Source organism: Ruegeria sp. YTSA144 (assembly GCF_059610125.1).
Map to the genome: position 1 here is coordinate 1 of NZ_JBXWNA010000001.1, position 19,933 is coordinate 19,933.

Genomic DNA, 19,933 nt, shown 5'->3' on the forward strand with positions numbered 1-19,933 from the left:
CGGTTGTAGCTCAGTTGGTTAGAGTACCGGCCTGTCACGCCGGGGGTCGCGGGTTCGAGCCCCGTCAACCGCGCCATCGCTGCCAACCTTGGTCCAGGATAAAGGCCATGAAATAGATGCGCGGTTGTAGCTCAGTTGGTTAGAGTACCGGCCTGTCACGCCGGGGGTCGCGGGTTCGAGCCCCGTCAACCGCGCCATTTTCTTCTCAAAACCGTCGGTCCGCCAGATAGCCAGGCATTGCGCTGTACGATTCCATGCCCATGGTTTGATTTGGTCGGCGAAAACCTGTACGTTCACTAAATGTTCTAACTTTTCTGTTGGAGACTCGGGCAAGCTCGCCTATCTCTAAACCACTTGTTTGTTGGGGGCCGGAAATGGCTGAGCTGAAGAATATAGAGGTGCGCGGCGCGCGCGAGCATAACCTCAAGGGCATTGATGTCGATATCCCTCGGGATCAGTTGGTGGTGATCACCGGGCTGTCCGGTTCGGGCAAGTCGTCGCTGGCGTTCGACACGATTTATGCCGAAGGTCAGCGCCGTTATGTCGAAAGCCTGTCTGCCTATGCGCGGCAGTTTCTCGACATGATGGAAAAGCCCGATGTTGACCATATCAGTGGACTGTCTCCGGCGATCTCCATTGAACAGAAAACGACCTCGAAGAACCCACGTTCGACTGTGGGGACCGTTACCGAAATTTATGATTACCTGCGCCTGCTGTTCGCGCGCGCAGGTACGCCGTACAGCCCGGCCACCGGCCAGCCGATCGAGGCGCAGCAGGTGCAGGACATGGTCGACCGCATCATGACGATGGAGGAGGGCACGCGGGGTTATCTGCTGGCTCCAATCGTGCGCGACCGGAAAGGTGAGTACCGGAAGGAATTTCTGGAACTGCGCAAGCAGGGGTTCCAGCGCGTGAAGGTGGATGGCCAATTCTACGAACTGGACGAGCCCCCGACATTGGACAAGAAGTTCCGCCATGACATTGACGTGGTCGTTGACCGGATCGTCGTGCGCGAGGGGATGGAGACCCGCCTTGCCGACAGCCTGCGCACCGCGTTGGACCTGGCCGATGGCATCGCGATTCTGGAAACGGCCCCACGGGAAGGGGAGCCGGAACGTATTACCTTCAGCGAAAACTTTGCCTGCCCGGTCAGCGGTTTCACTATCCCCGAGATTGAACCACGCCTGTTTTCGTTCAATGCGCCATTCGGAGCCTGCCCGGATTGTGATGGGTTGGGGGTCGAGCTGTTCTTTGACGAGCGACTCGTGGTGCCGGATCAGACGCTGAAACTGTATGACGGGGCCCTGGCGCCATGGAGGAAAGGCAAGTCGCCGTATTTCCTTCAGACCATCGAAGCCATCGCGCGCCATTATGAGTTTGACAAGAACACGCCCTGGAAAGACCTGCCCGGCAAAGTGCAGCAGGTGTTCCTGCGGGGCTCTGGCGATGAGGAAATCCAGTTCCGCTATGACGAGGGCGGACGGGTGTACCAGGTTACGCGCAGTTTCGAAGGCGTGATTCCGAATATGGAACGGCGATATCGCGAAACTGACAGCGCGTGGATCCGTGAGGAATTCGAGCGGTACCAAAACAACCGTCCATGCGGCACCTGCGAAGGGTATCGTCTGCGCGCCGAAGCCTTGGCCGTGAAAATCGCCGGGCTGCATGTCGGTCAGGTGGTGCAAATGTCCATCCGCGAAGCGCTTGCCTGGATCGAGGATGCTCCGAACCATCTGAGCGCTCAGAAGAACGAGATCGCCCGGGCCATTCTGAAGGAAATCCGCGAGCGGTTGGGCTTCCTGAATAACGTTGGGTTGGAATACCTTACGCTGTCTCGTTCAAGTGGAACGCTGTCTGGCGGCGAAAGCCAGCGTATTCGTCTGGCCAGCCAGATCGGCTCGGGCCTGACCGGGGTTCTTTACGTGTTGGACGAGCCCTCGATCGGCTTGCACCAGCGTGACAATGACCGGTTGCTTGGTACGCTCAAGAATCTGCGGGATCAGGGCAACACCGTGATTGTTGTCGAACATGACGAGGAAGCCATCCGCGAAGCCGATTATGTGTTCGACATTGGTCCCGGTGCAGGCGTGCATGGCGGGCAGGTGGTCAGCCACGGCACGCCCGAGCAGATCGCGGCCGATGCGGCCTCGATCACGGGGCAGTATCTGTCGGGCGTACGCGAGATTCCAGTGCCTGCCGAGCGGCGCAAGGGGAACAAGAAAAAGGTAACGGTGGTAAAGGCTTCGGGCAACAACCTCAAGGACGTGACGGCCGAATTTCCTTTGGGCAAGTTTGTTTGCGTCACGGGTGTATCTGGCGGCGGCAAGTCGACCCTGACGATTGAGACGTTGTTCAAGACCGCCTCGATGCGCCTGAATGGCGCGCGTCAAACGCCTGCGCCGTGTGAGACAATCAAGGGTTTGGAGCATCTGGACAAGGTCATCGATATCGACCAGCGCCCGATCGGGCGGACTCCGCGTTCGAATCCGGCAACCTATACCGGCGCCTTCACCCCGATCCGCGACTGGTTCGCCGGGCTGCCCGAGGCCAAGGCGCGGGGATACAAGCCGGGTCGTTTCAGCTTCAACGTCAAGGGCGGCCGCTGTGAGGCCTGTCAGGGCGACGGCGTCATCAAGATCGAGATGCACTTCCTTCCCGACGTCTATGTCACCTGCGAAACCTGCAAAGGCGCGCGGTACAATCGCGAAACGCTCGAGATCAAGTTCAAGGGCAAGTCCATTGCGGATGTGCTTGATATGACGGTGGAAGACGCGCAGGAGTTCTTCAAGGCCGTTCCATCAATCCGCGACAAGATGGATGCGCTGGCCCGCGTTGGTCTTGGCTATATCAAGGTGGGTCAACAGGCGACCACGCTGTCGGGTGGTGAGGCGCAGCGTGTAAAACTGTCCAAGGAACTGTCGAAACGGTCAACCGGGCGGACGCTTTATATCCTGGACGAACCGACCACGGGTCTGCATTTCGAAGATGTGCGCAAGCTGTTGGAAGTGCTTCATGAATTGGTCGATCAGGGCAATACCGTCGTGGTGATCGAGCATAATCTCGACGTGGTGAAAACCGCCGACCATATCATCGACATCGGGCCTGAAGGCGGCGACGGCGGTGGTGAGATCGTAGCCGTCGGAGCACCTGAAGAAATCGCTCAAGTCGAACGCAGCCATACCGGTAGGTATCTGAAAACCATGCTCAACCCGGATCGGGTGGCGGCGGAGTAGGCGGCTTCAGGCTGTCTTCGCTCCACCGCCTGTCCAATCTAGTTTTTCTTGGTTGGGCAGGTGCTGATGCCCAACACCGAGTATATCGGGCATGTATTCAGCAGACCCGTGACCAACGGCACGATGCCGATCCACATCCAGGTTCCGTATCCCAACAGAGCGCCCAGAATAAGCGCGATGCCTATTGCGATCCGAAGCGTTTTGTCGAGTCCACCCATGTTTTTGGTCATCACGTAAGAATCCTTTCCAATAGGTTGCACCCTTTGGATATCAAACATTCCGTGGGTGGAATATGACTTGGATCAACTTCGCCCACGCTTTTCAAACCGAGGCAGCATGGCGCTGAAATCGCGGCCCAGACCGTCCTCGTTTTCGACGAATTGCTCGTAAAGTGCAGTCGCGGCCTGTCCCATCGGTGTATCCGCATCCGCACTGGATGCGGCTTGTTGGCTGAGGCGCAGGTCCTTCAGCATCAACTCGGCTGCAAATCCAGGAGTATAGTCATTGTCGGCAGGGCTTTGCGGGCCAACGCCTGGGGCAGGGCAATAGGCGTTCATTGTCCAGCTGTACCCCGATGAGGTGCTGACCACATCGAACATCTTTTGGCGGTCCAAACCCAGTTTGTCGGCCAGGGCAAAGGCCTCGCACGTGGCGATCATGGTGACGCCGAGGATCATGTTGTTGCAAATCTTGGCGGCCTGGCCTGCTCCGGCTTCGCCGCAGTGAACCGCTTTCTGCCCCATGATGTCGAACAGAGGAGCAGCCTTTGCAAATGCGTCGTCTGACCCACCGGCCATGAAAGTCAGGGTGCCACCTGCCGCGCCGCCGACACCCCCCGAAACCGGAGCGTCGACGAACAGCAGACCAGCGCCGCTGGCCTGTTCCGCGACTGCGCGCGCGCTGTCCACGTCAACTGTCGAGCAATCGATCAGCACAGCACCCTTCGCCATGGCGGGAATGATCTGATCCGCAACTGACCGCAGGATGGCGCCATTCGGCAGCATGGTAATGACTGCATCGGCAGAGGCGACGGCTTCGGTCGCAGTACCGGCCTGCGTCACCCCGTCAACGGCAACGCCTGCCGTGTCGAATCCGAGAACCTGATGGCCGGCCTTTGCCAGATTGGCCGCCATGGGTGCCCCCATGTTTCCCAGCCCTATGAACCCGATCTGCATCTCTCAGTCCTCCTCGAATGTCAGGGTGTCCGCACCCAATGGCTGCAATATTTTCGAGACGGCCACCAGGGGGACGTCCATATCGGGAAACTGCCAGTTCGGGTTGCGGTCTTTGTCTATGATCTGCGCGCGGATGCCTTCCAGAAAGTCACCATGCTCCATCGCCCGGTGGGTAAAGCGGTATTCCATCTCCAACGCGCGCCGCATGGTCAGCGAGGGGCCACGCAGACGGTGCAGCATCTCGATCGTGCAGGCCACGGAAAGCGGCGCGTTTTTCGTTATTTTTTCCAGAGTTTTGTCTGCAAATTCCTGATCGTCATTGCGCATGCTGATCAGGATGTCGCCCAGAGTTTCACCGGAAAAATGCTTGTCGATTTCGGTTTGCAACTCTGCCAATTCGCCCTTGGGTGGTGTTTCGGCATGATCGGCCACCAGTTCCGCATTTCCAGACGCTTCCAGCAATTCGATCAGATCAGACCATTGCGATTGCGGTATGAAATGGTCGGCAAACCCCGCAAAGATCGCGTCCGCAGGCCCCATTCTGAAGCCCGTGGTCCCAAGGAATTCACCCAGTCGCCCCGGTGCAAGGGCCAGCATCAAAGACCCGCCGACATCCGGAACCAAGCCAATCGAGCATTCCGGCATTGCAATCCTGGAGCTTTCTCCGACGACGCGGTGGCTGCCATGGCAGCCGATTCCGACACCTCCGCCCATGGTAAACCCCTGAAGAAAACTGATGACCGGTTTGGGATATTCGAAGATCAGGGCATTCAGACGATATTCATCGCGCCAGAACTTCTGACCATAGGCATAATCGCCCTTGGTGCCCGTTTCATAAAGTTCGGCGATGTCACCCCCCGCACAAAAGGCTTTTTCCCCCTCGGCGTCCAGAACGATCAGGTCAACGGCATCGTCTTCCCGCCAGTTGCGCATCGCCGTGTCGATGGCCATGCACATGTCATAGCTCAGCGCGTTCAGCGCGTGAGGACGGGTCAGGGTGATGCGACCGGCACGGCCTGTGGTGCGGATTTCAATATCTGACATCGGGGCCTCAGCGATTGGCGAGCAACTGGCGTGAAACGATCACGCGCATAATCTCATTCGTGCCTTCCAAAATCTGATGCACGCGAAGATCGCGCACAAGCTTTTCGATGCCGTAATCCGCAAGATATCCGTACCCGCCATGCAGTTGCAGGCACTGATCCACCACCTTCGATCCGGTTTCGGTCACGAATTTCTTGGCCATGGCGCAGAATTTCGTGGCATCGGGCGCGCCGTTGTCCAGTTTCCACGCCGCCTGACGCAGGAAGGTGCGGGCGGCCTGCAATTCGATCTCCATATCCGCCAGACGGAACTGAAGCGCCTGGAACTGATCGATGGATTGGCCGAACGCCTTGCGCTCGGACATGTATTGCAGGGTCATATCAAGCCCGGCTTGGGCAGCCCCAAGAGAACAGGCCGCGATATTGAGCCGCCCGCCATCGAGGCCCATCATCGCGTATTTGAAGCCGTCGCCTTCGGTGCCCACGAGGTTGCCTGCGGGAATTTTGCAGTCGTCGAACTGAACCTGCGCGGTGGGTTGGCTTTTCCAGCCCATTTTCTGTTCCAGCGCCCCAAAACTCAGCCCCGGCGTGCCGTCTTCGACATATACGGTCGAGATCCCCTTGGGCCCATCCTGACCGGTGCGTACCATGCAAACATAGGCATCCGAATAGCCACCGCCCGAGATGAACGCCTTGGTGCCATTCAACGTATAACCTTCGTTGGTCCGTTCGGCGCGGGTTTTCAGCGCCGCCGCGTCAGAGCCGGAACCGGGTTCCGTCAGGCAATAGCTCAGAACCGTATTCAGGCTCAGAACATCCGGCATGATGCGTGCCTTGAGGTCGTCATCCGCGAAATTGTCCAACATCTTGGCGCACATGTTGTGGATCGACAGGAAGGCAGCGACCGAAGGACAGGCCATCGACAGGGCCTCGAAAACCAGCGTGGCATCCAGGCGGGTCAGGTTTGAGCCTCCGCTTTCCTCGGATACGTAAAGCGCGCCGAAACCAAGTTCGCCTATCTGGGGCCACAAGGTTTTGGGAATGGTTCCGTCTGCCTCCCACTGGCGCGCAAAGGGGGCGATGTTTTCCTGCCCGAACGCGTGCGCCATGTCGAATATGGCTGTTTGCTCCTCGCTGAGTGCGAAATCCATGACGCTCCCTCCCGTCGGCAATGAATTGAACGGTTGTTTATTTCTGAATTCTTACAGAAATTTTGCAGGCGCAACAATGAGTCGGTTGAAACGGATCACAAGCCGGAAACGTTCAGAGATCGGCGTGAAACTCCTCGATCAGGTGGCGCACGACGGCTTGCCCCGGATCGTCCCCCCGCGCTGTTGCCTCGGCATGAGTACGGCGTTGGCGCGTGGCAGAGGTGCCGTTTTCAGCAATCTGCCTGAGCCGTGCGAGTTCAGTCATCGTGCCAAGCGCTTCGGTGTCTTCAGCCAACAACCCCATGAGGTCGCCGATCAGTTCAGACATGGGCTTGACCGACCGGTCGCCGAAATCAATCAGCCCTTCACCCACTCCGTATCGTTGAGCGCGCCAGCGGTTTTCGCCGATCAGGAAACGATCATATTGCCGCCAGCGCAGGTTGCGGTCTTTCAGGCGGCACAGCATCCGGGTCAAGGCCTGGACCAGCGCCGCCAACGACAACGTGTGCTCCAGCCGGGGCTGAACATCCATGATCCGTGTTTCCAAAGTCGGGAAACGATGCGAAGGGCGCAGATCCCACCAGATCTTGGTGGTGTCTTCTATGACGCCAAGCTCGACCAGAATACCCGTGGTCCGTTCATACTCGCTCCAACTGGCAAAAACTGGCGGCAGCCCGGTGCGGGGCAGGTTGTCGAACACCGTCAGCCGGTATGAAGACAGGCCGGTATCCTCGCCGTTCCAGTAAGGCGAAGATGTGGACAGCGCCAGGAGATGCGGCAGAAAGTATGACAGTTGCGGCATAAGGTCGGCCCGAAGCGCAGGGTCTTCGACCCCAACATGAACATGCATCCCGCAGATCAGCATCCGCCGGGCAACGCCGCCGAGTGCGTGTTGCAACGCGTCGTACCGTTCTTTCCGGGTGTGGTGTTGATCTTTCCAGTTGGCGAAGGGATGGCAAGAGACGGCGATAGGGGACAGGTTGTATTCACCCGCCCGTTTCGACACGCATGACCGCAGCCGCTTCAGATCTTCGCGCGCTGAAGCGACCGTGGTGTGTGGTCTGGTTCCAACCTCTATCTGGCATTGCAGGAACTCGGGGCTGACCTGACCTTCGAAATCGCTTTGGCAGGCCGCCATCAACGCTTCGGGGGCTTCGGACAATTGCAGGCTGTCACGATCCACCAACAGGTATTCTTCTTCGATCCCGAGTGTAAATTCCTGCTGCATGGGGCCCCTCGCAGTTGTCAGCTCCATCAGTGAATACGGAAATTTTCGTTTTGCCAAGGGTTTGCCCGGCTTGCCCTTGCAGTGAAACGGTTTGCAACGGTAAGGAACATTGCATCACAGATCGCGGAGCCAGCGCCTTGAAACCCAGAAAATTCCCGAAGATCAACGCAGCCCTTGAAGAATTGGGGGTGAAACTGGTCGACAGAGTTACGGAACAGGATGAACGGGCGCGGCTGGAAGCCTTCGAAGCGGCAGGAGGGTTGACGCGCCCCGCCTATGCGTTGTCGCCGGGGATGGAGGGGTTCGACATCTCTCAACTTGTGGCGGAATACGAGCGTCACAAAGCAGCCCTTGAGGCGCTGAAAGATCCCGCACGCAACCAGACCGGTTATCGTACCGGCAATGGTTACTATGACAGCCCGGATGCGGATGCGTTGTATCTGATGATCCGCCGCTTTCAGCCCAAGCGCGTGATCGAGGTCGGATGCGGCAATTCCACCCGTGTGACCCGTCAGGCAATCATCGACGGCAATCTGGATACCACCATTACCGCGGTTGATCCGTACCCACGCGCCGATATCGCCCATGTGGTCGACCGGTTCGAGCAGAAACGTCTTGAAGATACAGACCCGGCCCTGTTCGCAGAGCTGGAGGCCGGAGACATTCTGTTCATCGATTCCAGCCATGTTGTGCGGATGAGCAACGATGTCGCCCATCTGTTCTGCCGCATCATACCTTCGCTCAACACCGGCGTGGTGATCCACGTTCACGACGTGTTTTTGCCCTATGAATACCCCAAGCGCTTCTTCTATGACTGCCCAGGTTGGGGAGAGCAGTACGTGTTGCACAGCTTGCTTCAATCTGGCGCGTATTCAATGCTTTGGCCGGGATATTACCTGCAACAGGATCGGCCCGATGCCGTTGCCGCCTTGCCCTTTCTGACCGAGGGGCGGGCGCAGAGCATTTGGGTGCAGCTCAAGGAAAACTGAAACCAGAGTGATCCATTGCGGCAAAAGCCCCGTACCCCTTTCCATAACAAGCTGGAGAGGAGAAGACAGCCATGTTCCGTCGTACATTCATGGGCGCAGCCGCCGCACTTGCATTCGCCATGCCGCTCAAGGCTCAGGCCGCTGATATCGTCGACACCGCCGTTGCCGCCGGGTCGTTCAACACTTTGGTTGCCGCCGTTCAGGCCGCAGGTTTGGTTGATACACTGAAAGGGGAAGGTCCGTTCACCGTATTTGCACCCACGGACGAAGCCTTTGCCGCGCTTCCTGAAGGCACTGTCGAGACGCTTTTGAAACCCGAAAACAAGGATCAACTGGTCGCCATCCTGACCTATCACGTGGTTCCGGCCAAGGTTATGTCCGGTGATATCGCAGGCAAACGCGCCAAGGTTCTGACCGTTCAGGGCGATCGATTGAGCGTCAATGCCAAAAACGGCGTGAAAGTGAACGACGCCAAAGTCGTGCAGGCAGACATTGAAGCCAGCAATGGAGTGATCCACGTCGTCGACGCGGTGATCCTGCCGGAATAAACGCCGGGTTCCGAAAACAACAAAGCCCCGGCGATCGACCGGGGCTTTGGCTTGTCAGAAGGGGGGATCAGACCAGGCGAACCTGTGTTCCGACCTTGACCAGCGGATACAGTTCTTCGACATGCTGGTTGTACAGGCCGATGCAACCTGATGAGCTTTGACGACCGATCTTTCGCGTGTCGTGCGTTCCGTGAACCAGATATGCAGGCCAACCCAGATACATGGCGCGGGTTCCCAGTGGGTTGCCGGGGTCGCCACCTTCCATCCGAAGCGGCAGCGATGGGTCCCGTTCGCGCATCGATGCCGTGGGGGTCCAGCTTGGGAATTCGGTTTTGCGCACGACTTTCGTGTACCCGCGTTTGGTAAGCTCTTCGCTCATGGGTACGGAGCTTGGGTACAGTTTGTAGGTGCCGTCAGGCCCCCAGTAATGGACGGCGCGGCTGGTGATATCGGCCAACAGGCACCCGACGCCCAATTCATCGAAATGGTCCTGCCAGTTCTGCTGCGAGAAGGACGATATGTTGCGCCGGACCGGCAATTGCGTACTGATCGCGTCTTCCGTTTCCGGGAAAGCATCCGTGCTTTGCGCCCGAACAAGGGCAGGTGTTGCCACCAAAGAGGCCACGCCCAGCAAGGCAGAGCGACGGGTCATACGGGATTGGGACAAGTTTGCCTCCGATAAGTTCACTGCTCGGTAATCTGTTGGCGCCAAAATATGGGCATTGGTTGTTTTTTTCCAGAGTGAACCACTTGAATTTCCTGTGACCGGGCGGACGAAAGCAGGTTTTTCGGCGGAAAGATGCAAAAAGCCCGACCGTTGAACGGGCCGGGCTTCAAGCGTCAGGAAGCTGTGGGATCAGTCCATGGCCTTGAAGTTGAACTCGCCACCTTCCTTGATGCCCGACGGCCAGCGTGCGGTCACGGTTTTGGTGCGGGTGTAGAACTTGAAGCTGTCCGGACCATGCTGATTCAGGTCTCCGAACATGGATTTCTTCCAGCCGCCAAAGGTGTGATAGGCCAGCGGAACCGGGATCGGAACGTTGATGCCCACCATGCCGATATTGACCCGGCTGGCAAAGTCACGTGCGGTGTCGCCGTCACGGGTAAAGATCGCGGTGCCGTTGCCGTATTCGTGATCCATCGCCAGTTTAAGGGCCTCTTCGTACGAACCCGCGCGCACGGTGGACAGAACCGGGCCAAAGATTTCCTGTTTGTAGATGTCCATCTCGGGGGTCACGTTGTCGAACAGGTGCGGGCCGACAAAGAAGCCGTCCTCATAGCCTTGCAGGCTGAAGTCGCGGTTGTCGACAACCAGTTTCGCACCCTGTTCGACGCCTGAGTTGATCAGGCCCAGAATGCGCTGTTTCGCGGCGGCGGTCACAACCGGGCCCATGTCGACATCATCGCCGGCAGTGTAGGGACCAACCTTCAGCTTTTCGATGCGCGGCACCAGTTTTTCGATCAGTGCGTCCGCGGTCTCTTCGCCCACGGGAACAGCCACCGAAACGGCCATGCAGCGTTCGCCTGCCGCACCGAAACCGGCACCGACCAGCGCGTCAGCGGCCTGATCCAGATCAGCGTCGGGCATGACGATCATGTGGTTCTTGGCGCCGCCGAAGCACTGGGCGCGTTTTCCGTTCGCCGTTGCGCGGCTGTAGATATACTGCGCGATCGGGGTTGAGCCGACAAAACTGACGCCCTGAATGATCTCGCTGTCGAGAATGGTATCAACCGCTTCCTTGTCGCCGTTTACGACCTGGAAAACGCCTTTGGGCAGGCCGGCTTCGACGAACAGTTCAGCCAGCATCAGGGGCACGGACGGGTCGCGTTCGGACGGTTTCAGAACAACGGCGTTACCGCAGGCCAGCGCGGGGCCGACGTGCCAGAGCGGCATCATGGCCGGAAAGTTGAACGGCATGATCGAGCCGACAACACCCAAAGGCTGACGCATGGAATACATGTCAATTCCGGGACCCGCGCTGTCGGTAAACTCACCCTTCAGCATCTGTGGCGCACCAATGCAGTATTCGATCACTTCCAGACCACGCTGCAAATCACCCTTGGCGTCTGGAATGGTTTTGCCGTGCTCGCGGCTCAGCGCTTCGGCCAGTTTGTCCATGTCGCGGTTCATCAGGCCGACCATGGCCATCATGACGCGCGCACGTTTTTGCGGGTTGGTTGCGCCCCATGCGGGCTGGGCGGCGGCGGCGGCCTCGATCGCGGCGGTGGTTTCCGCTGCACTGGCCATCGGGCACTTGTATTGAACTTCGCCCGTTGCCGGGTTGTAGACGTCGTCGAAACGACCGGACGTTCCGGCGACCATTTCGCCGTTCAGGAAATGGGTCAGGTCTTGCATCAATAGCTCCTCCGATAGATTTGCGCGCAGAATAGGCTTGCAGAAATCCGGCGAACAGAGGCAATGTCTCAAAAGAGTTTTGCAAAAATGCAAAAGGGATCAAAATGACCCCAAATTGGGATGATATGCGGATTTTCCTGGCGGTCGCGCGCGAGGAAAGCCTGTCTTCCGCTGGTCGCATCCTGAAGATCGACCCTGCCACCGCCGGTCGGCGCATAGCACGCTTGGAGGCAACGCTTGATTCCACATTGTTTACCAAGTCGCAGCAAGGCTATGTTCTGACCCCGGCGGGACAGCGGCTATTGGAACACGGGCTGCACGCAGAAGAAGCGATGCGCGCGGCGGCCGGGGCGGTAACAGGACCGACGAAAACGCTAAGCGGGCAAATCAGGATTGGTGCGCCGGACGGCAGTGCCAACTATCTGCTGCCGCAGGTGTGTGCCAAAATCAGCGACGCAAACCCTGATCTGGACATTCAGATCCTTGCGCTTCCGCGCGTGATCAACCTGTCCCGTCGCGAGGCGGATATGGCGGTTACGGTCAGTGCGCCGACCGCCGGTCAGCTGCTGGTGAAGAAAATCAGCGACTACAAGCTGCACATGGTCGCGACCGAAGAGTATCTGAAACGACATGATCCGATCCGGAGCATCGCTGACCTGAAGGGCCACAGGTTGATCGGCTATATCCCCGACATGATCTTTGACCGGGAACTGGATTACCTGAATGATATTGGCGTTGACCGTGTCGCTCTTGCATCGAATTCGGTGTCGGTTCAACTGCGGCAGGTCTGCCTGGGAACTGGCGTTTGCGTGGCACATGATTTCACCTTGCCGTTCCACCCGGGGCTTCGGAAAATCCTGACGGATCAAGTGAGTTTGACGCGCAGCTTCTATCTGGTCCGGCATCAGGGAGACCAGCGCAACGAGCGGTTGAACCGCTTTGCTGATGCCCTGACACGCGGCATTCGCGATGAAGTGCTTCGTTTGGAAGCAGGCCCCGACGCTTGACAGGTCGCGGCAATCGCGCAACGCTTTGGAATAAGTGTTATTATTCCGGAGGTATTCTTCATGCTAGTTCAGGCCATCCTGAAGTCCAAAGCGACAGATGGTGTCGTGACCGTGGCGTCAACGGCGACAATCTCAGAGGCCTCGAAGATTCTTGCGGACAAGCGCATCGGTACGGTCGTTGTTTCCGACGACGGTGGCGAAACCGCGGCCGGCATATTGTCGGAACGTGACATCGTCCGGGAACTGGCGGCCAGCGGCAGTGGTTGTCTGAACCAACCGGTAAAGTCGTACATGACGCAGAACCTTGTCACGGCGACGCGCCAGACCACCGTGGAAGACATCATGTCCCGCATGACAGAGGGGCGCTTTCGCCACATGCCGGTGGTTGAAGACGGAAAACTCGTAGGCATTGTCACTTTGGGTGATGTGGTGAAGGCCCAGCTTGCCGAACTTGCGATGGAAAAAGATGCCCTCGAGGGCATGATAATGGGGCACTGACGCCAAGGCTTGCCCAAGCAATCACTTGCACCCGCAGCAAAGTTATGTTTGCTTGCGCAGAAATTTTGTTGCGCAGGAGGGCGCGATGCGGGTTGGATTGTATCCTGGAACCTTTGATCCCATCACGATGGGGCATATCGATATCATCCGTCGGGCGGCAGCTTTGGTGGACAAACTGGTTATCGGTGTGGCCATCAACCGGGACAAGGGCCCTCTGTTCTCGCTGGAAGAGCGCGTGGCCATGATCGAGGCGGAATGCGCCCGGCTTTCGGAACAGACCGGAACCGAAATCATCGCGCATCCCTTCGAAAACCTTCTGATTGACTGCGCGCGGGATGTAGGCGCGCAAATCATCGTACGGGGCCTGCGGGCGGTCGCCGATTTCGAATACGAGTTTCAGATGGTCGGCATGAACCGGGCTCTGGACGATTCGATCGAGACCGTCTTTTTGATGGCCGAAGCGCGCCATCAGGCAATTGCGTCCAAGCTGGTGAAGGAAATCGCCCGGTTGAACGGGGACGTGTCGAAATTCGTCACGCCCCGAGTCAATGAAGCGCTGAAACAGCGGTTAGGCTAGGGCACCCATTGCGGCCGCCGTATCCAGCATCCGGTTCGAAAAGCCCCATTCGTTGTCATACCACGCCAGCACACGAACCAATGTGCCATCAGTGACTTTGGTTTCAGCCAGTGAAACGGTCGAGCTGTGCGGATCGTGATTGAAGTCAATGGAGACCAGAGGGCGGCTTTCCGCGGCAAGCACGCCGGGGATTTTGGCAGCCGCATCGACGAACAGCTGGTTGACCTCTTCTTCGGTCGTGGGGCGTGAAACCTCGGCCACAAGATCAACGACCGAGACATTCGGGGTTGGAACACGGATGGCCTGACCGGTCAGTTTCCCTTTGAGTTGCGGCAGCACCAGGCCCACGGCAGCGGCCGCACCGGTTGTCGTGGGGATCATCGACAGCGCCGCCGCTCGGGACAGGTAGGGATCTTTTCCAACTGTATCATGCACCGGCTGGCTGGCAGTGTAAGCGTGAACAGTGGTCATGTTGCCGTGCTTGATACCAAGGCCGGCATCCAGAGCCGCAGCAACAGGAGACAGACAGTTGGTGGTGCAGGACGCGTTTGAGACCACCAGATCCTCGGCGGTCAGTTCGCTATCGTTGACACCAAAGACGATGGTTTTCACACCGCCGTCGCCCTTTGCAGGGGCAGAGATCAGAACTTTCCGGGATCCGTTTTTGAAGTGACGTTCCGCCGCCTCGCGCGTACGAAACACACCCGTGCATTCCAGAACGACGTCAATATCCGACCAGGGCAGATCCTCGGGGTTGCGCTCGCTGCTCAGCCGAATTGGACCACGACCCACGTCCAGACCTGCATCGCTGAGCGTGACCGGGTTGGGGTAGCGGCCGTGAACGCTGTCAAATTCAAAGAGATGCGCGTTCATGTCGCGTTTGCCAAGATCGTTGATCGCGACGATCTCAACGTCCGTACGTCCGCTTTCCATCACCGCGCGCAGAACCCCGCGCCCGATCCGTCCAAATCCGTTGATCGCCAGTTTCAAGGTCATGGTCTGCTCCGTCCAAATGTCTCAGCAAGATGAGTTAGCGCTAACAAAGCCAAATCAAGCGAAATGTCAAGGAAAACCTCAGTCACCGCCAGAAAGCGAGCCAGTCCAGGAAGTCGTAAAGCTTCTTTCCGAGGAAAAGCAGATCTTCGGTGCCATACAGCGCCACATCCAGCATGATACCGCCGAGCAGAAGAAGGCCGAGCCAGATAGCGATTTGGTTGGTCATGGCTGTCCCGAACGTAAAATGCCCGCTCAGATAACCTGAGCGGGCATCAAGGTACAAGCGAAGTCCGAAGGGTCAGTTAAGGCGGCCCATCGCAACAGCAACGTCGGCCATACGGACCGAGAAGCCCCATTCATTGTCATACCAGGCCAGAACGCGGACCATGCGGTCATCGACAACGCGGGTCTGATCCGGTGCAAAGATCGAGCTTTCCTCGGTGTGGTTGAAGTCGGTCGACACCAGCGGAGCGGGCTCATATCCCAGAACGCGCTGCATCGGGCCTTTGGCGGCCTCTTCGACGATCGCGTTGATTTCCGCCGTCGAGGTGTCGCGTGAGGCACGGAACGTCAGGTCTACCGCCGAAACATTCGGGGTCGGAACGCGAATGGCGGAACCGTCCAGACGGCCTTTCAGGTTTGGCAGAACTTCACCCAGCGCCTTGGCCGCGCCGGTCGAGGTCGGGATCATCGACATTGCCGCAGCGCGGGCCCGGTAGAGGTCGCTGTGGCGACGGTCCAGCGTAGGCTGGTCGCCTGTATAGGCGTGGATGGTGGTCATGATGCCGTGTTCGATGCCGACGCCTTCGTCCAGTACCTTGGCCAGCGGGGCGAGGCAGTTGGTCGTGCACGAACCGTTCGAGACCATGTTGTCATTGGCGGCCAGCGTGTTGTGATTGACGCCGAAAACAATGGTCTTGTCCACGTTCTTGCCCGGAGCAGACAGCAGAACCTTGCCAGCGCCACGTTCCAGATGCGTTTTGGCCTTCAGGCCATCGTTGAACTTGCCGGTGCATTCGAGAACGACGTCACAGCCTTCCCAGTCCAACTCGGTCATGTCGTAGGTCGAGAACATCTGCATCGGGCCGCGACCCAGATCCATGGTGTTGCCGTCAATGTTGACGTCGCGCGGAAACCGCCCGTGAACACTGTCATATTTCAGCAGATGCGCCGAGGTTTCCAACGGGCCAGTTGCGTTGACTTTGATCACTTCGATGTCGTTGCGCCCGGACGCGGCGATGTGCGACAGGGTGCAGCGGCCAATACGGCCAAAACCATTGATACCGACCTTGATGGTCATATGACGTCTCCAGATGCGCTTGCTTTCAGGGCCATATAGCGGCGAAAAGGGAATCTCAAAAGGGCAAAAACGGCATATTTTTAAGGTGTTAGCGCAAACCTGCGCCGGTTGCGCTAACGCTTGCGCTAGCCGTTGGATCAGGTAGGGTCCGGTTTGCAGCAGCAGATGTGAAGGGAAACGCGATGAGTGGTCTTTTGGCCCTGTTGGACGATGTGGCGGGCATTGCCAAAGTTGCGGCGGCATCAGTGGATGATGTGGTTGCGGCAGCGGGCAAGGCGGGGGCCAAAACCGCTGGTGTGATCATTGATGACGCGGCGGTGACACCGAAATACGTGCAGGGCTTTGCCCCGGCGCGGGAATTGCCGATCATCTGGCGCATCGCGCGCGGTTCGGTCTTCAACAAGATCATACTCTTGCTGCCTGTGGCTTTGTTGCTGGCCAATTTTGCGCCGTGGTTGATCACGCCTTTGTTGATGCTTGGCGGGTCATATTTGTGTTTCGAAGGGGCCGAGAAGATTTTTCACGTTCTGTTTCCTCATGGCAGCCATGTCATTGAGGAAGACATGAAGAACCGCGATCCGGGCCATCTGGAGGAACAAAAGGTCAAGGGCGCCATCAAAACTGATTTCATTCTGTCTGCCGAGATCATGACCATTGCATTGGCGGCCATCGAAGCCCCGAACCTGTGGATGCAGGCCGCGACGCTGGCCGTTGTGGGGATCGGCGTGACGGTGGCCGTCTATGGGTCGGTGGCGTTGATCGTGAAGATGGATGACGTGGGGCTGTTTCTGGCGAATAACGCTCCAACTCCCGTTGGTCGTGGCATGGGGCGCGGCTTGGTCAAAGCGATGCCCGGGGTGATGAAAACCCTGTCGATTGTGGGAACCGCGGCGATGCTGTGGGTCGGCGGCTCGATTGTGATCCACGGGATGGAGGTGCTTGGATTTGGCTGGTTGCAGCATCAGATCTACGATTTGGCCAAGGTGATTGCGTATTCCGCACCTGAGGGCTGGACGGCTGCGGTGAAATGGTTGTCCAAGGCGACGATGGATGGGGTTCTCGGTCTGGCCTGGGGATTGGTTTTGATCCCGGTGGCAACCCGGATCATTTCACCACTGTTAAACAAGAAGGCGATACACTGAGTTGACCCGTTATCGTCTGGCCGCAATGATTGATGGCCCTCTGGTTCGGCAAGTCGGTAAGCGCGGATCAACCGGCGGAGCTTCATTTCTATCGGCTTTGAGTGTTGCGGCCGACGAAGTCCCATTCGATGAAACTGAGCTGTATGGTTTCTTGCATTTCCGTATTGATACCGCGTTGAAGGCGCAGAAGCGTAGTAATTGGTTCGGGGGACGCTTCTACAACGCTTTGGTGGGGCAATCGGCCACCTATGTTCCGCTGTCCGGAACACATCTTCGCCAGGCGTTGGCATGCCTCGGTTTGCAAGCCCCTGAGAAAGTGGTGGTGCAAGGACGGTATGAGTTGCGTTTGGATTACGCTCTGAAAGCCTACGAAGAACTTGCACTTCGGGTTAACGCTGAACCCAATTGAAAAGGGCGGCCAGGGCCGCCCTTTGCTCGATCAGATGGGACTGATTTACTGCCCCAACAATTCCTTGACTTTGGCAACGGTTGCTTCGGTCGTGATGCCGAAATGCTTGTACAGCTCACCGGCAGGGGCCGAGGCGCCAAAGCTGGACATGCCGATGAAGCCTGCCTTGGCTTCGCGGCCACGCTCGCCCAACAGCCAGCGATCCCAGCCACCGGCGCGCACGGCGGCCTCGATACCGACGCGAACCGGACCGGCGGGCAGCACGCGCTTGCGATAGGCTTCGTCCTGCTGTGCGAACAGCTCCATGCAGGGCATGGAGACGACGCGGGTACCGATGCCTTCGGCCTCGAGCATCGCCTTGGCTTCCATTGCCAGCGAAACCTCTGAACCTGTTGCAATCAGGATCGCCTGACGCTTGCCCTCGGCCTCGGCCAGAACATAGGCGCCTTGTGCGGTCAGGTTCTTGGTCTTGTGATCCTTGCGAACGGTCGGCACGCCCTGGCGGGTCAGCGACAGCACCGAGGGGCTGTCTTTGAAGGTCAGTGCCAGTTCCCAGGCTTCTGCGGTTTCGATTGTATCGGCGGGGCGGAACACATAGGTGTTCGGCGTCGCGCGCGAGATGGCCAGGTGTTCCACCGGCTGGTGGGTCGGGCCGTCTTCGCCCAGACCGATCGAATCGTGGGTCATCACGAAAACCGACGGGATCTTCATCAGTGCCGCCAGCCGCATGGATGGGCGGGCATAATCGGTGAAGGCCATGAACGTGCCGCCATAGGGGCGGATGCCACCATGCAGGGCCATACCGTTCATCGCTGCGGCCATGCCGTGCTCGCGGATACCGTAATGAATATAGCGGCCCTTGCGGTTTTCCGGCAGGAAGACACCCATATCAGCCGACTTGGTGTTGTTCGATCCGGTCAGGTCAGCCGAACCCCCAACGGTTTCGGTCATGATCGGGTTCACGACGTTCAGAACCTTCTCAGAAGAGGCGCGGGTGGCCAGCTTCGGCTGTTCTTCGGACATCTGCTTTTTGAACGCACGAATGGCACCAGCCAGTCGCTTGGGGGCCTCAAACGCATAGGCGCGTTTGAATTCGGCCTGCTTGCGCTCGGACAATTGTGCGAAACGTTCTTCCCAAGCGGCACGCTCGACTGCGCCACGTGCGCCAATGGCTTCCCAAGCGGATTTGACGTTGCCAGGAACTTCGAAAGCGCCGTGGGGCCAGCCATAGGCCTCTTTCGCGGCTTTCAGCTGATCCTGATCTGTCAGTGCGCCATGACCTTTCGAAGTGTCCTGCGCAGCATGACCCAAAGCGATATGCGTTTCACAGGCGATCATGGTTGGTTTCCTGGACTTTTTCGCCTGAACAATGGCCGCATCGATGGCTTTGGGGTCATGGCCGTCGATTTCAATCACATGCCAGCCAGAGGCCGCAAACCGGCGGACCTGATCGGTGCGATCGGCAATATCGACAGTGCCGTCGATGGTGATGTTGTTGTTGTCCCAGAAGACGATCAGTTTGCTCAGCTCGTGGCGGCCGGCCAATGTGATCGCTTCCTGACTGACGCCTTCCATCAGACAGCCGTCGCCCGCGATCACGTAAGTATAGTGATCCACGACTTTCTTGCCGTAATGCGCGCGCTGGATTTCCTCGGCCATGGCAAAGCCCACCGCGTTGGAAATGCCCTGACCAAGAGGCCCGGTGGTGGTTTCAACACCGTCGATCAGAAAGTTTTCGGGGTGACCCGCGGTCTTTGCGCCCAACTGGCGGAAATTCTTGATCTCGTCCAGCGTCACATCGGCGTGACCGGTGAGATAGAGCAGCGAATAGACCAGCATCGAACCATGGCCAGCCGACAGGATGAACCGGTCGCGGTCCGGCCAGTTCGGGGCCGAGGCATCAAATTTCAGGTGCTTTTCGAACAGAACGGTCGCAACATCGGCCATGCCCATGGGCATTCCGGAATGGCCGGAATTTGCGGCGGCGACGGCGTCAAGGGTCAGGGTGCGGATTGCCGCAGCTTTGTCCCAGTGTTCGGGGTTGGCTTTGCGCAGCGCAGTCAGGTCCACGGGCGTTGTTCCTTTGGATAAAAAGCAGATTGCGGGCTCAATACCATTCAGCACCCAAAGTGCAAGCGGAACTGGGCTTTGATTGCACTGGGCGGGTGAAGAGTGCGGCCCAAGTGGTTGAAACCAAACAGTGGGTATTTTCTGTCGCATTCCGTTAGACTGTCAGCAGGCGGGATTCGGTTTTGATTCGGATCACTTCGCGACAGAATGA

At 58.2% G+C, this 19,933-nt stretch carries 19 protein-coding genes and 1 tRNA gene; 9 read left to right on the top strand and 11 right to left on the bottom strand.

The annotated features are described in order from the left end of the window. The first annotated feature begins 120 nt into the window (after positions 1-120). Positions 121-197 (top strand) — tRNA-Asp (locus AC2FF8_RS00005). A 177-nt stretch (positions 198-374) separates the two neighbouring features. Then, complete coding sequence (uvrA, locus tag AC2FF8_RS00010) at positions 375-3,233, top strand: excinuclease ABC subunit UvrA (protein WP_496878621.1); 2,859 nt, start codon at positions 375-377, stop codon at positions 3,231-3,233. A 38-nt stretch (positions 3,234-3,271) separates the two neighbouring features. Here uvrA and AC2FF8_RS00015 read toward each other — a convergent pair whose 3' ends face one another. The 5 genes from AC2FF8_RS00015 to AC2FF8_RS00035 all read right to left on the bottom strand — a co-directional run bounded on the left by AC2FF8_RS00015 (position 3,272) and on the right by AC2FF8_RS00035 (position 7,830). Next, positions 3,272-3,463 (bottom strand): YgaP family membrane protein, encoded by a 192-nt coding sequence (locus AC2FF8_RS00015; protein WP_480684408.1) that lies wholly within the window; start codon positions 3,461-3,463, stop codon positions 3,272-3,274. 72 nt (positions 3,464-3,535) lie between these two features. After that, positions 3,536-4,408: a 3-hydroxyisobutyrate dehydrogenase gene (gene mmsB / locus AC2FF8_RS00020; protein WP_171725306.1), complete on the bottom strand. Its 873-nt coding sequence runs from the start codon at positions 4,406-4,408 to the stop codon at positions 3,536-3,538. A 3-nt stretch (positions 4,409-4,411) separates the two neighbouring features. Further along, positions 4,412-5,452, bottom strand: a complete 1,041-nt coding sequence (locus AC2FF8_RS00025) for an enoyl-CoA hydratase/isomerase family protein (protein ID WP_496878622.1) — start codon at positions 5,450-5,452, stop codon at positions 4,412-4,414. Between the two features lie 7 nt (positions 5,453-5,459). Continuing rightward, positions 5,460-6,602, bottom strand: a complete 1,143-nt coding sequence (locus tag AC2FF8_RS00030; RefSeq protein ID WP_171725308.1) for an acyl-CoA dehydrogenase family protein — start codon at positions 6,600-6,602, stop codon at positions 5,460-5,462. A gap of 112 nt (positions 6,603-6,714) precedes the next feature. After that, positions 6,715-7,830 (bottom strand): carboxylate-amine ligase, encoded by a 1,116-nt coding sequence (locus AC2FF8_RS00035; protein WP_496878623.1) that lies wholly within the window; start codon positions 7,828-7,830, stop codon positions 6,715-6,717. A 137-nt stretch (positions 7,831-7,967) separates the two neighbouring features. Between AC2FF8_RS00035 and AC2FF8_RS00040 the strand changes: the two genes are divergently transcribed. Further along, complete coding sequence (locus tag AC2FF8_RS00040; RefSeq protein WP_425078198.1) at positions 7,968-8,819, top strand: class I SAM-dependent methyltransferase; 852 nt, start codon at positions 7,968-7,970, stop codon at positions 8,817-8,819. 71 nt (positions 8,820-8,890) lie between these two features. Next, on the top strand, positions 8,891-9,367 hold the full coding sequence (locus tag AC2FF8_RS00045) for a fasciclin domain-containing protein (protein WP_170344465.1): 477 nt from the start codon (positions 8,891-8,893) through the stop codon (positions 9,365-9,367). Between the two features lie 67 nt (positions 9,368-9,434). Here the strand turns inward: AC2FF8_RS00045 and AC2FF8_RS00050 are convergent, their stop codons facing one another. Together AC2FF8_RS00050 and AC2FF8_RS00055 are read right to left on the bottom strand one after the other, a co-directional pair. Continuing rightward, positions 9,435-10,019 carry a L,D-transpeptidase gene (locus AC2FF8_RS00050; RefSeq protein ID WP_171116564.1) on the bottom strand — a complete coding sequence of 195 codons (585 nt, stop codon included), beginning with the start codon at positions 10,017-10,019 and terminating at the stop codon, positions 9,435-9,437. 204 nt (positions 10,020-10,223) lie between these two features. After that, positions 10,224-11,723 carry a CoA-acylating methylmalonate-semialdehyde dehydrogenase gene (locus AC2FF8_RS00055; RefSeq protein WP_170344463.1) on the bottom strand — a complete coding sequence of 500 codons (1,500 nt, stop codon included), beginning with the start codon at positions 11,721-11,723 and terminating at the stop codon, positions 10,224-10,226. Between the two features lie 104 nt (positions 11,724-11,827). Between AC2FF8_RS00055 and AC2FF8_RS00060 the strand changes: the two genes are divergently transcribed. The 3 genes from AC2FF8_RS00060 to coaD all read left to right on the top strand — a co-directional run bounded on the left by AC2FF8_RS00060 (position 11,828) and on the right by coaD (position 13,805). After that, positions 11,828-12,730 carry a LysR family transcriptional regulator gene (locus AC2FF8_RS00060; RefSeq protein ID WP_170344461.1) on the top strand — a complete coding sequence of 301 codons (903 nt, stop codon included), beginning with the start codon at positions 11,828-11,830 and terminating at the stop codon, positions 12,728-12,730. Between the two features lie 60 nt (positions 12,731-12,790). Next, a complete protein-coding gene (locus AC2FF8_RS00065; protein WP_170344460.1) occupies positions 12,791-13,228 on the top strand; it encodes a CBS domain-containing protein in 438 nt (145 codons plus the stop codon). An 85-nt stretch (positions 13,229-13,313) separates the two neighbouring features. Beyond that, on the top strand, positions 13,314-13,805 hold the full coding sequence (coaD, locus tag AC2FF8_RS00070; RefSeq protein ID WP_117869068.1) for a pantetheine-phosphate adenylyltransferase: 492 nt from the start codon (positions 13,314-13,316) through the stop codon (positions 13,803-13,805). On the opposite strand, the gene gap (AC2FF8_RS00075) is transcribed toward coaD, so the two are convergent. From gap (AC2FF8_RS00075) to gap (AC2FF8_RS00085), 3 genes are all read right to left on the bottom strand, one after another. Next, the gene (gap, locus tag AC2FF8_RS00075) at positions 13,797-14,801 is read right to left on the bottom strand and encodes a type I glyceraldehyde-3-phosphate dehydrogenase (RefSeq protein WP_496878624.1); all 1,005 of its coding nucleotides are present in this window, start codon (positions 14,799-14,801) and stop codon (positions 13,797-13,799) included. The two genes, coaD and gap (AC2FF8_RS00075), sit on opposite strands and share 9 nt — an antisense overlap. 82 nt (positions 14,802-14,883) lie before the next feature. Further along, positions 14,884-15,027: a hypothetical protein gene (locus tag AC2FF8_RS00080; protein WP_170344457.1), complete on the bottom strand. Its 144-nt coding sequence runs from the start codon at positions 15,025-15,027 to the stop codon at positions 14,884-14,886. Between the two features lie 72 nt (positions 15,028-15,099). Next, complete coding sequence (gene gap / locus AC2FF8_RS00085; protein ID WP_496878625.1) at positions 15,100-16,101, bottom strand: type I glyceraldehyde-3-phosphate dehydrogenase; 1,002 nt, start codon at positions 16,099-16,101, stop codon at positions 15,100-15,102. A gap of 182 nt (positions 16,102-16,283) precedes the next feature. On the opposite strand from gap (AC2FF8_RS00085), the gene AC2FF8_RS00090 reads away from it, so the two are divergent. Together AC2FF8_RS00090 and AC2FF8_RS00095 are read left to right on the top strand one after the other, a co-directional pair. Then, a complete protein-coding gene (locus AC2FF8_RS00090) occupies positions 16,284-17,243 on the top strand; it encodes a DUF808 domain-containing protein (protein WP_425078201.1) in 960 nt (319 codons plus the stop codon). A 1-nt stretch (position 17,244) separates the two neighbouring features. Further along, positions 17,245-17,652 (top strand): hypothetical protein, encoded by a 408-nt coding sequence (locus tag AC2FF8_RS00095; protein ID WP_496878626.1) that lies wholly within the window; start codon positions 17,245-17,247, stop codon positions 17,650-17,652. 45 nt (positions 17,653-17,697) lie between these two features. Here the strand turns inward: AC2FF8_RS00095 and tkt are convergent, their stop codons facing one another. Then, positions 17,698-19,722 carry a transketolase gene (gene tkt, locus AC2FF8_RS00100; protein WP_496878627.1) on the bottom strand — a complete coding sequence of 675 codons (2,025 nt, stop codon included), beginning with the start codon at positions 19,720-19,722 and terminating at the stop codon, positions 17,698-17,700. Between the last annotated feature and the right edge of the window lie 211 nt (positions 19,723-19,933).

Coding starts and splice junctions, on each gene's coding strand:
- AC2FF8_RS00015 (WP_480684408.1), bottom strand. CDS start 3,463: ATGACCAAAAACATGGGTGGACTCGACAAAACGCTTCGGATCGCAATA.
- AC2FF8_RS00050 (WP_171116564.1), bottom strand. CDS start 10,019: ATGACCCGTCGCTCTGCCTTGCTGGGCGTGGCCTCTTTGGTGGCAACA.
- AC2FF8_RS00080 (WP_170344457.1), bottom strand. CDS start 15,027: ATGACCAACCAAATCGCTATCTGGCTCGGCCTTCTTCTGCTCGGCGGT.
- mmsB (WP_171725306.1), bottom strand. CDS start 4,408: ATGCAGATCGGGTTCATAGGGCTGGGAAACATGGGGGCACCCATGGCG.
- AC2FF8_RS00060 (WP_170344461.1), top strand. CDS start 11,828: ATGACCCCAAATTGGGATGATATGCGGATTTTCCTGGCGGTCGCGCGC.
- gap (WP_496878625.1), bottom strand. CDS start 16,101: ATGACCATCAAGGTCGGTATCAATGGTTTTGGCCGTATTGGCCGCTGC.
- AC2FF8_RS00030 (WP_171725308.1), bottom strand. CDS start 6,602: ATGGATTTCGCACTCAGCGAGGAGCAAACAGCCATATTCGACATGGCG.
- coaD (WP_117869068.1), top strand. CDS start 13,314: ATGCGGGTTGGATTGTATCCTGGAACCTTTGATCCCATCACGATGGGG.
- AC2FF8_RS00045 (WP_170344465.1), top strand. CDS start 8,891: ATGTTCCGTCGTACATTCATGGGCGCAGCCGCCGCACTTGCATTCGCC.
- AC2FF8_RS00035 (WP_496878623.1), bottom strand. CDS start 7,830: ATGCAGCAGGAATTTACACTCGGGATCGAAGAAGAATACCTGTTGGTG.
- AC2FF8_RS00065 (WP_170344460.1), top strand. CDS start 12,791: ATGCTAGTTCAGGCCATCCTGAAGTCCAAAGCGACAGATGGTGTCGTG.
- gap (WP_496878624.1), bottom strand. CDS start 14,801: ATGACCTTGAAACTGGCGATCAACGGATTTGGACGGATCGGGCGCGGG.
- uvrA (WP_496878621.1), top strand. CDS start 375: ATGGCTGAGCTGAAGAATATAGAGGTGCGCGGCGCGCGCGAGCATAAC.
- AC2FF8_RS00025 (WP_496878622.1), bottom strand. CDS start 5,452: ATGTCAGATATTGAAATCCGCACCACAGGCCGTGCCGGTCGCATCACC.
- AC2FF8_RS00055 (WP_170344463.1), bottom strand. CDS start 11,723: ATGCAAGACCTGACCCATTTCCTGAACGGCGAAATGGTCGCCGGAACG.
- AC2FF8_RS00090 (WP_425078201.1), top strand. CDS start 16,284: ATGAGTGGTCTTTTGGCCCTGTTGGACGATGTGGCGGGCATTGCCAAA.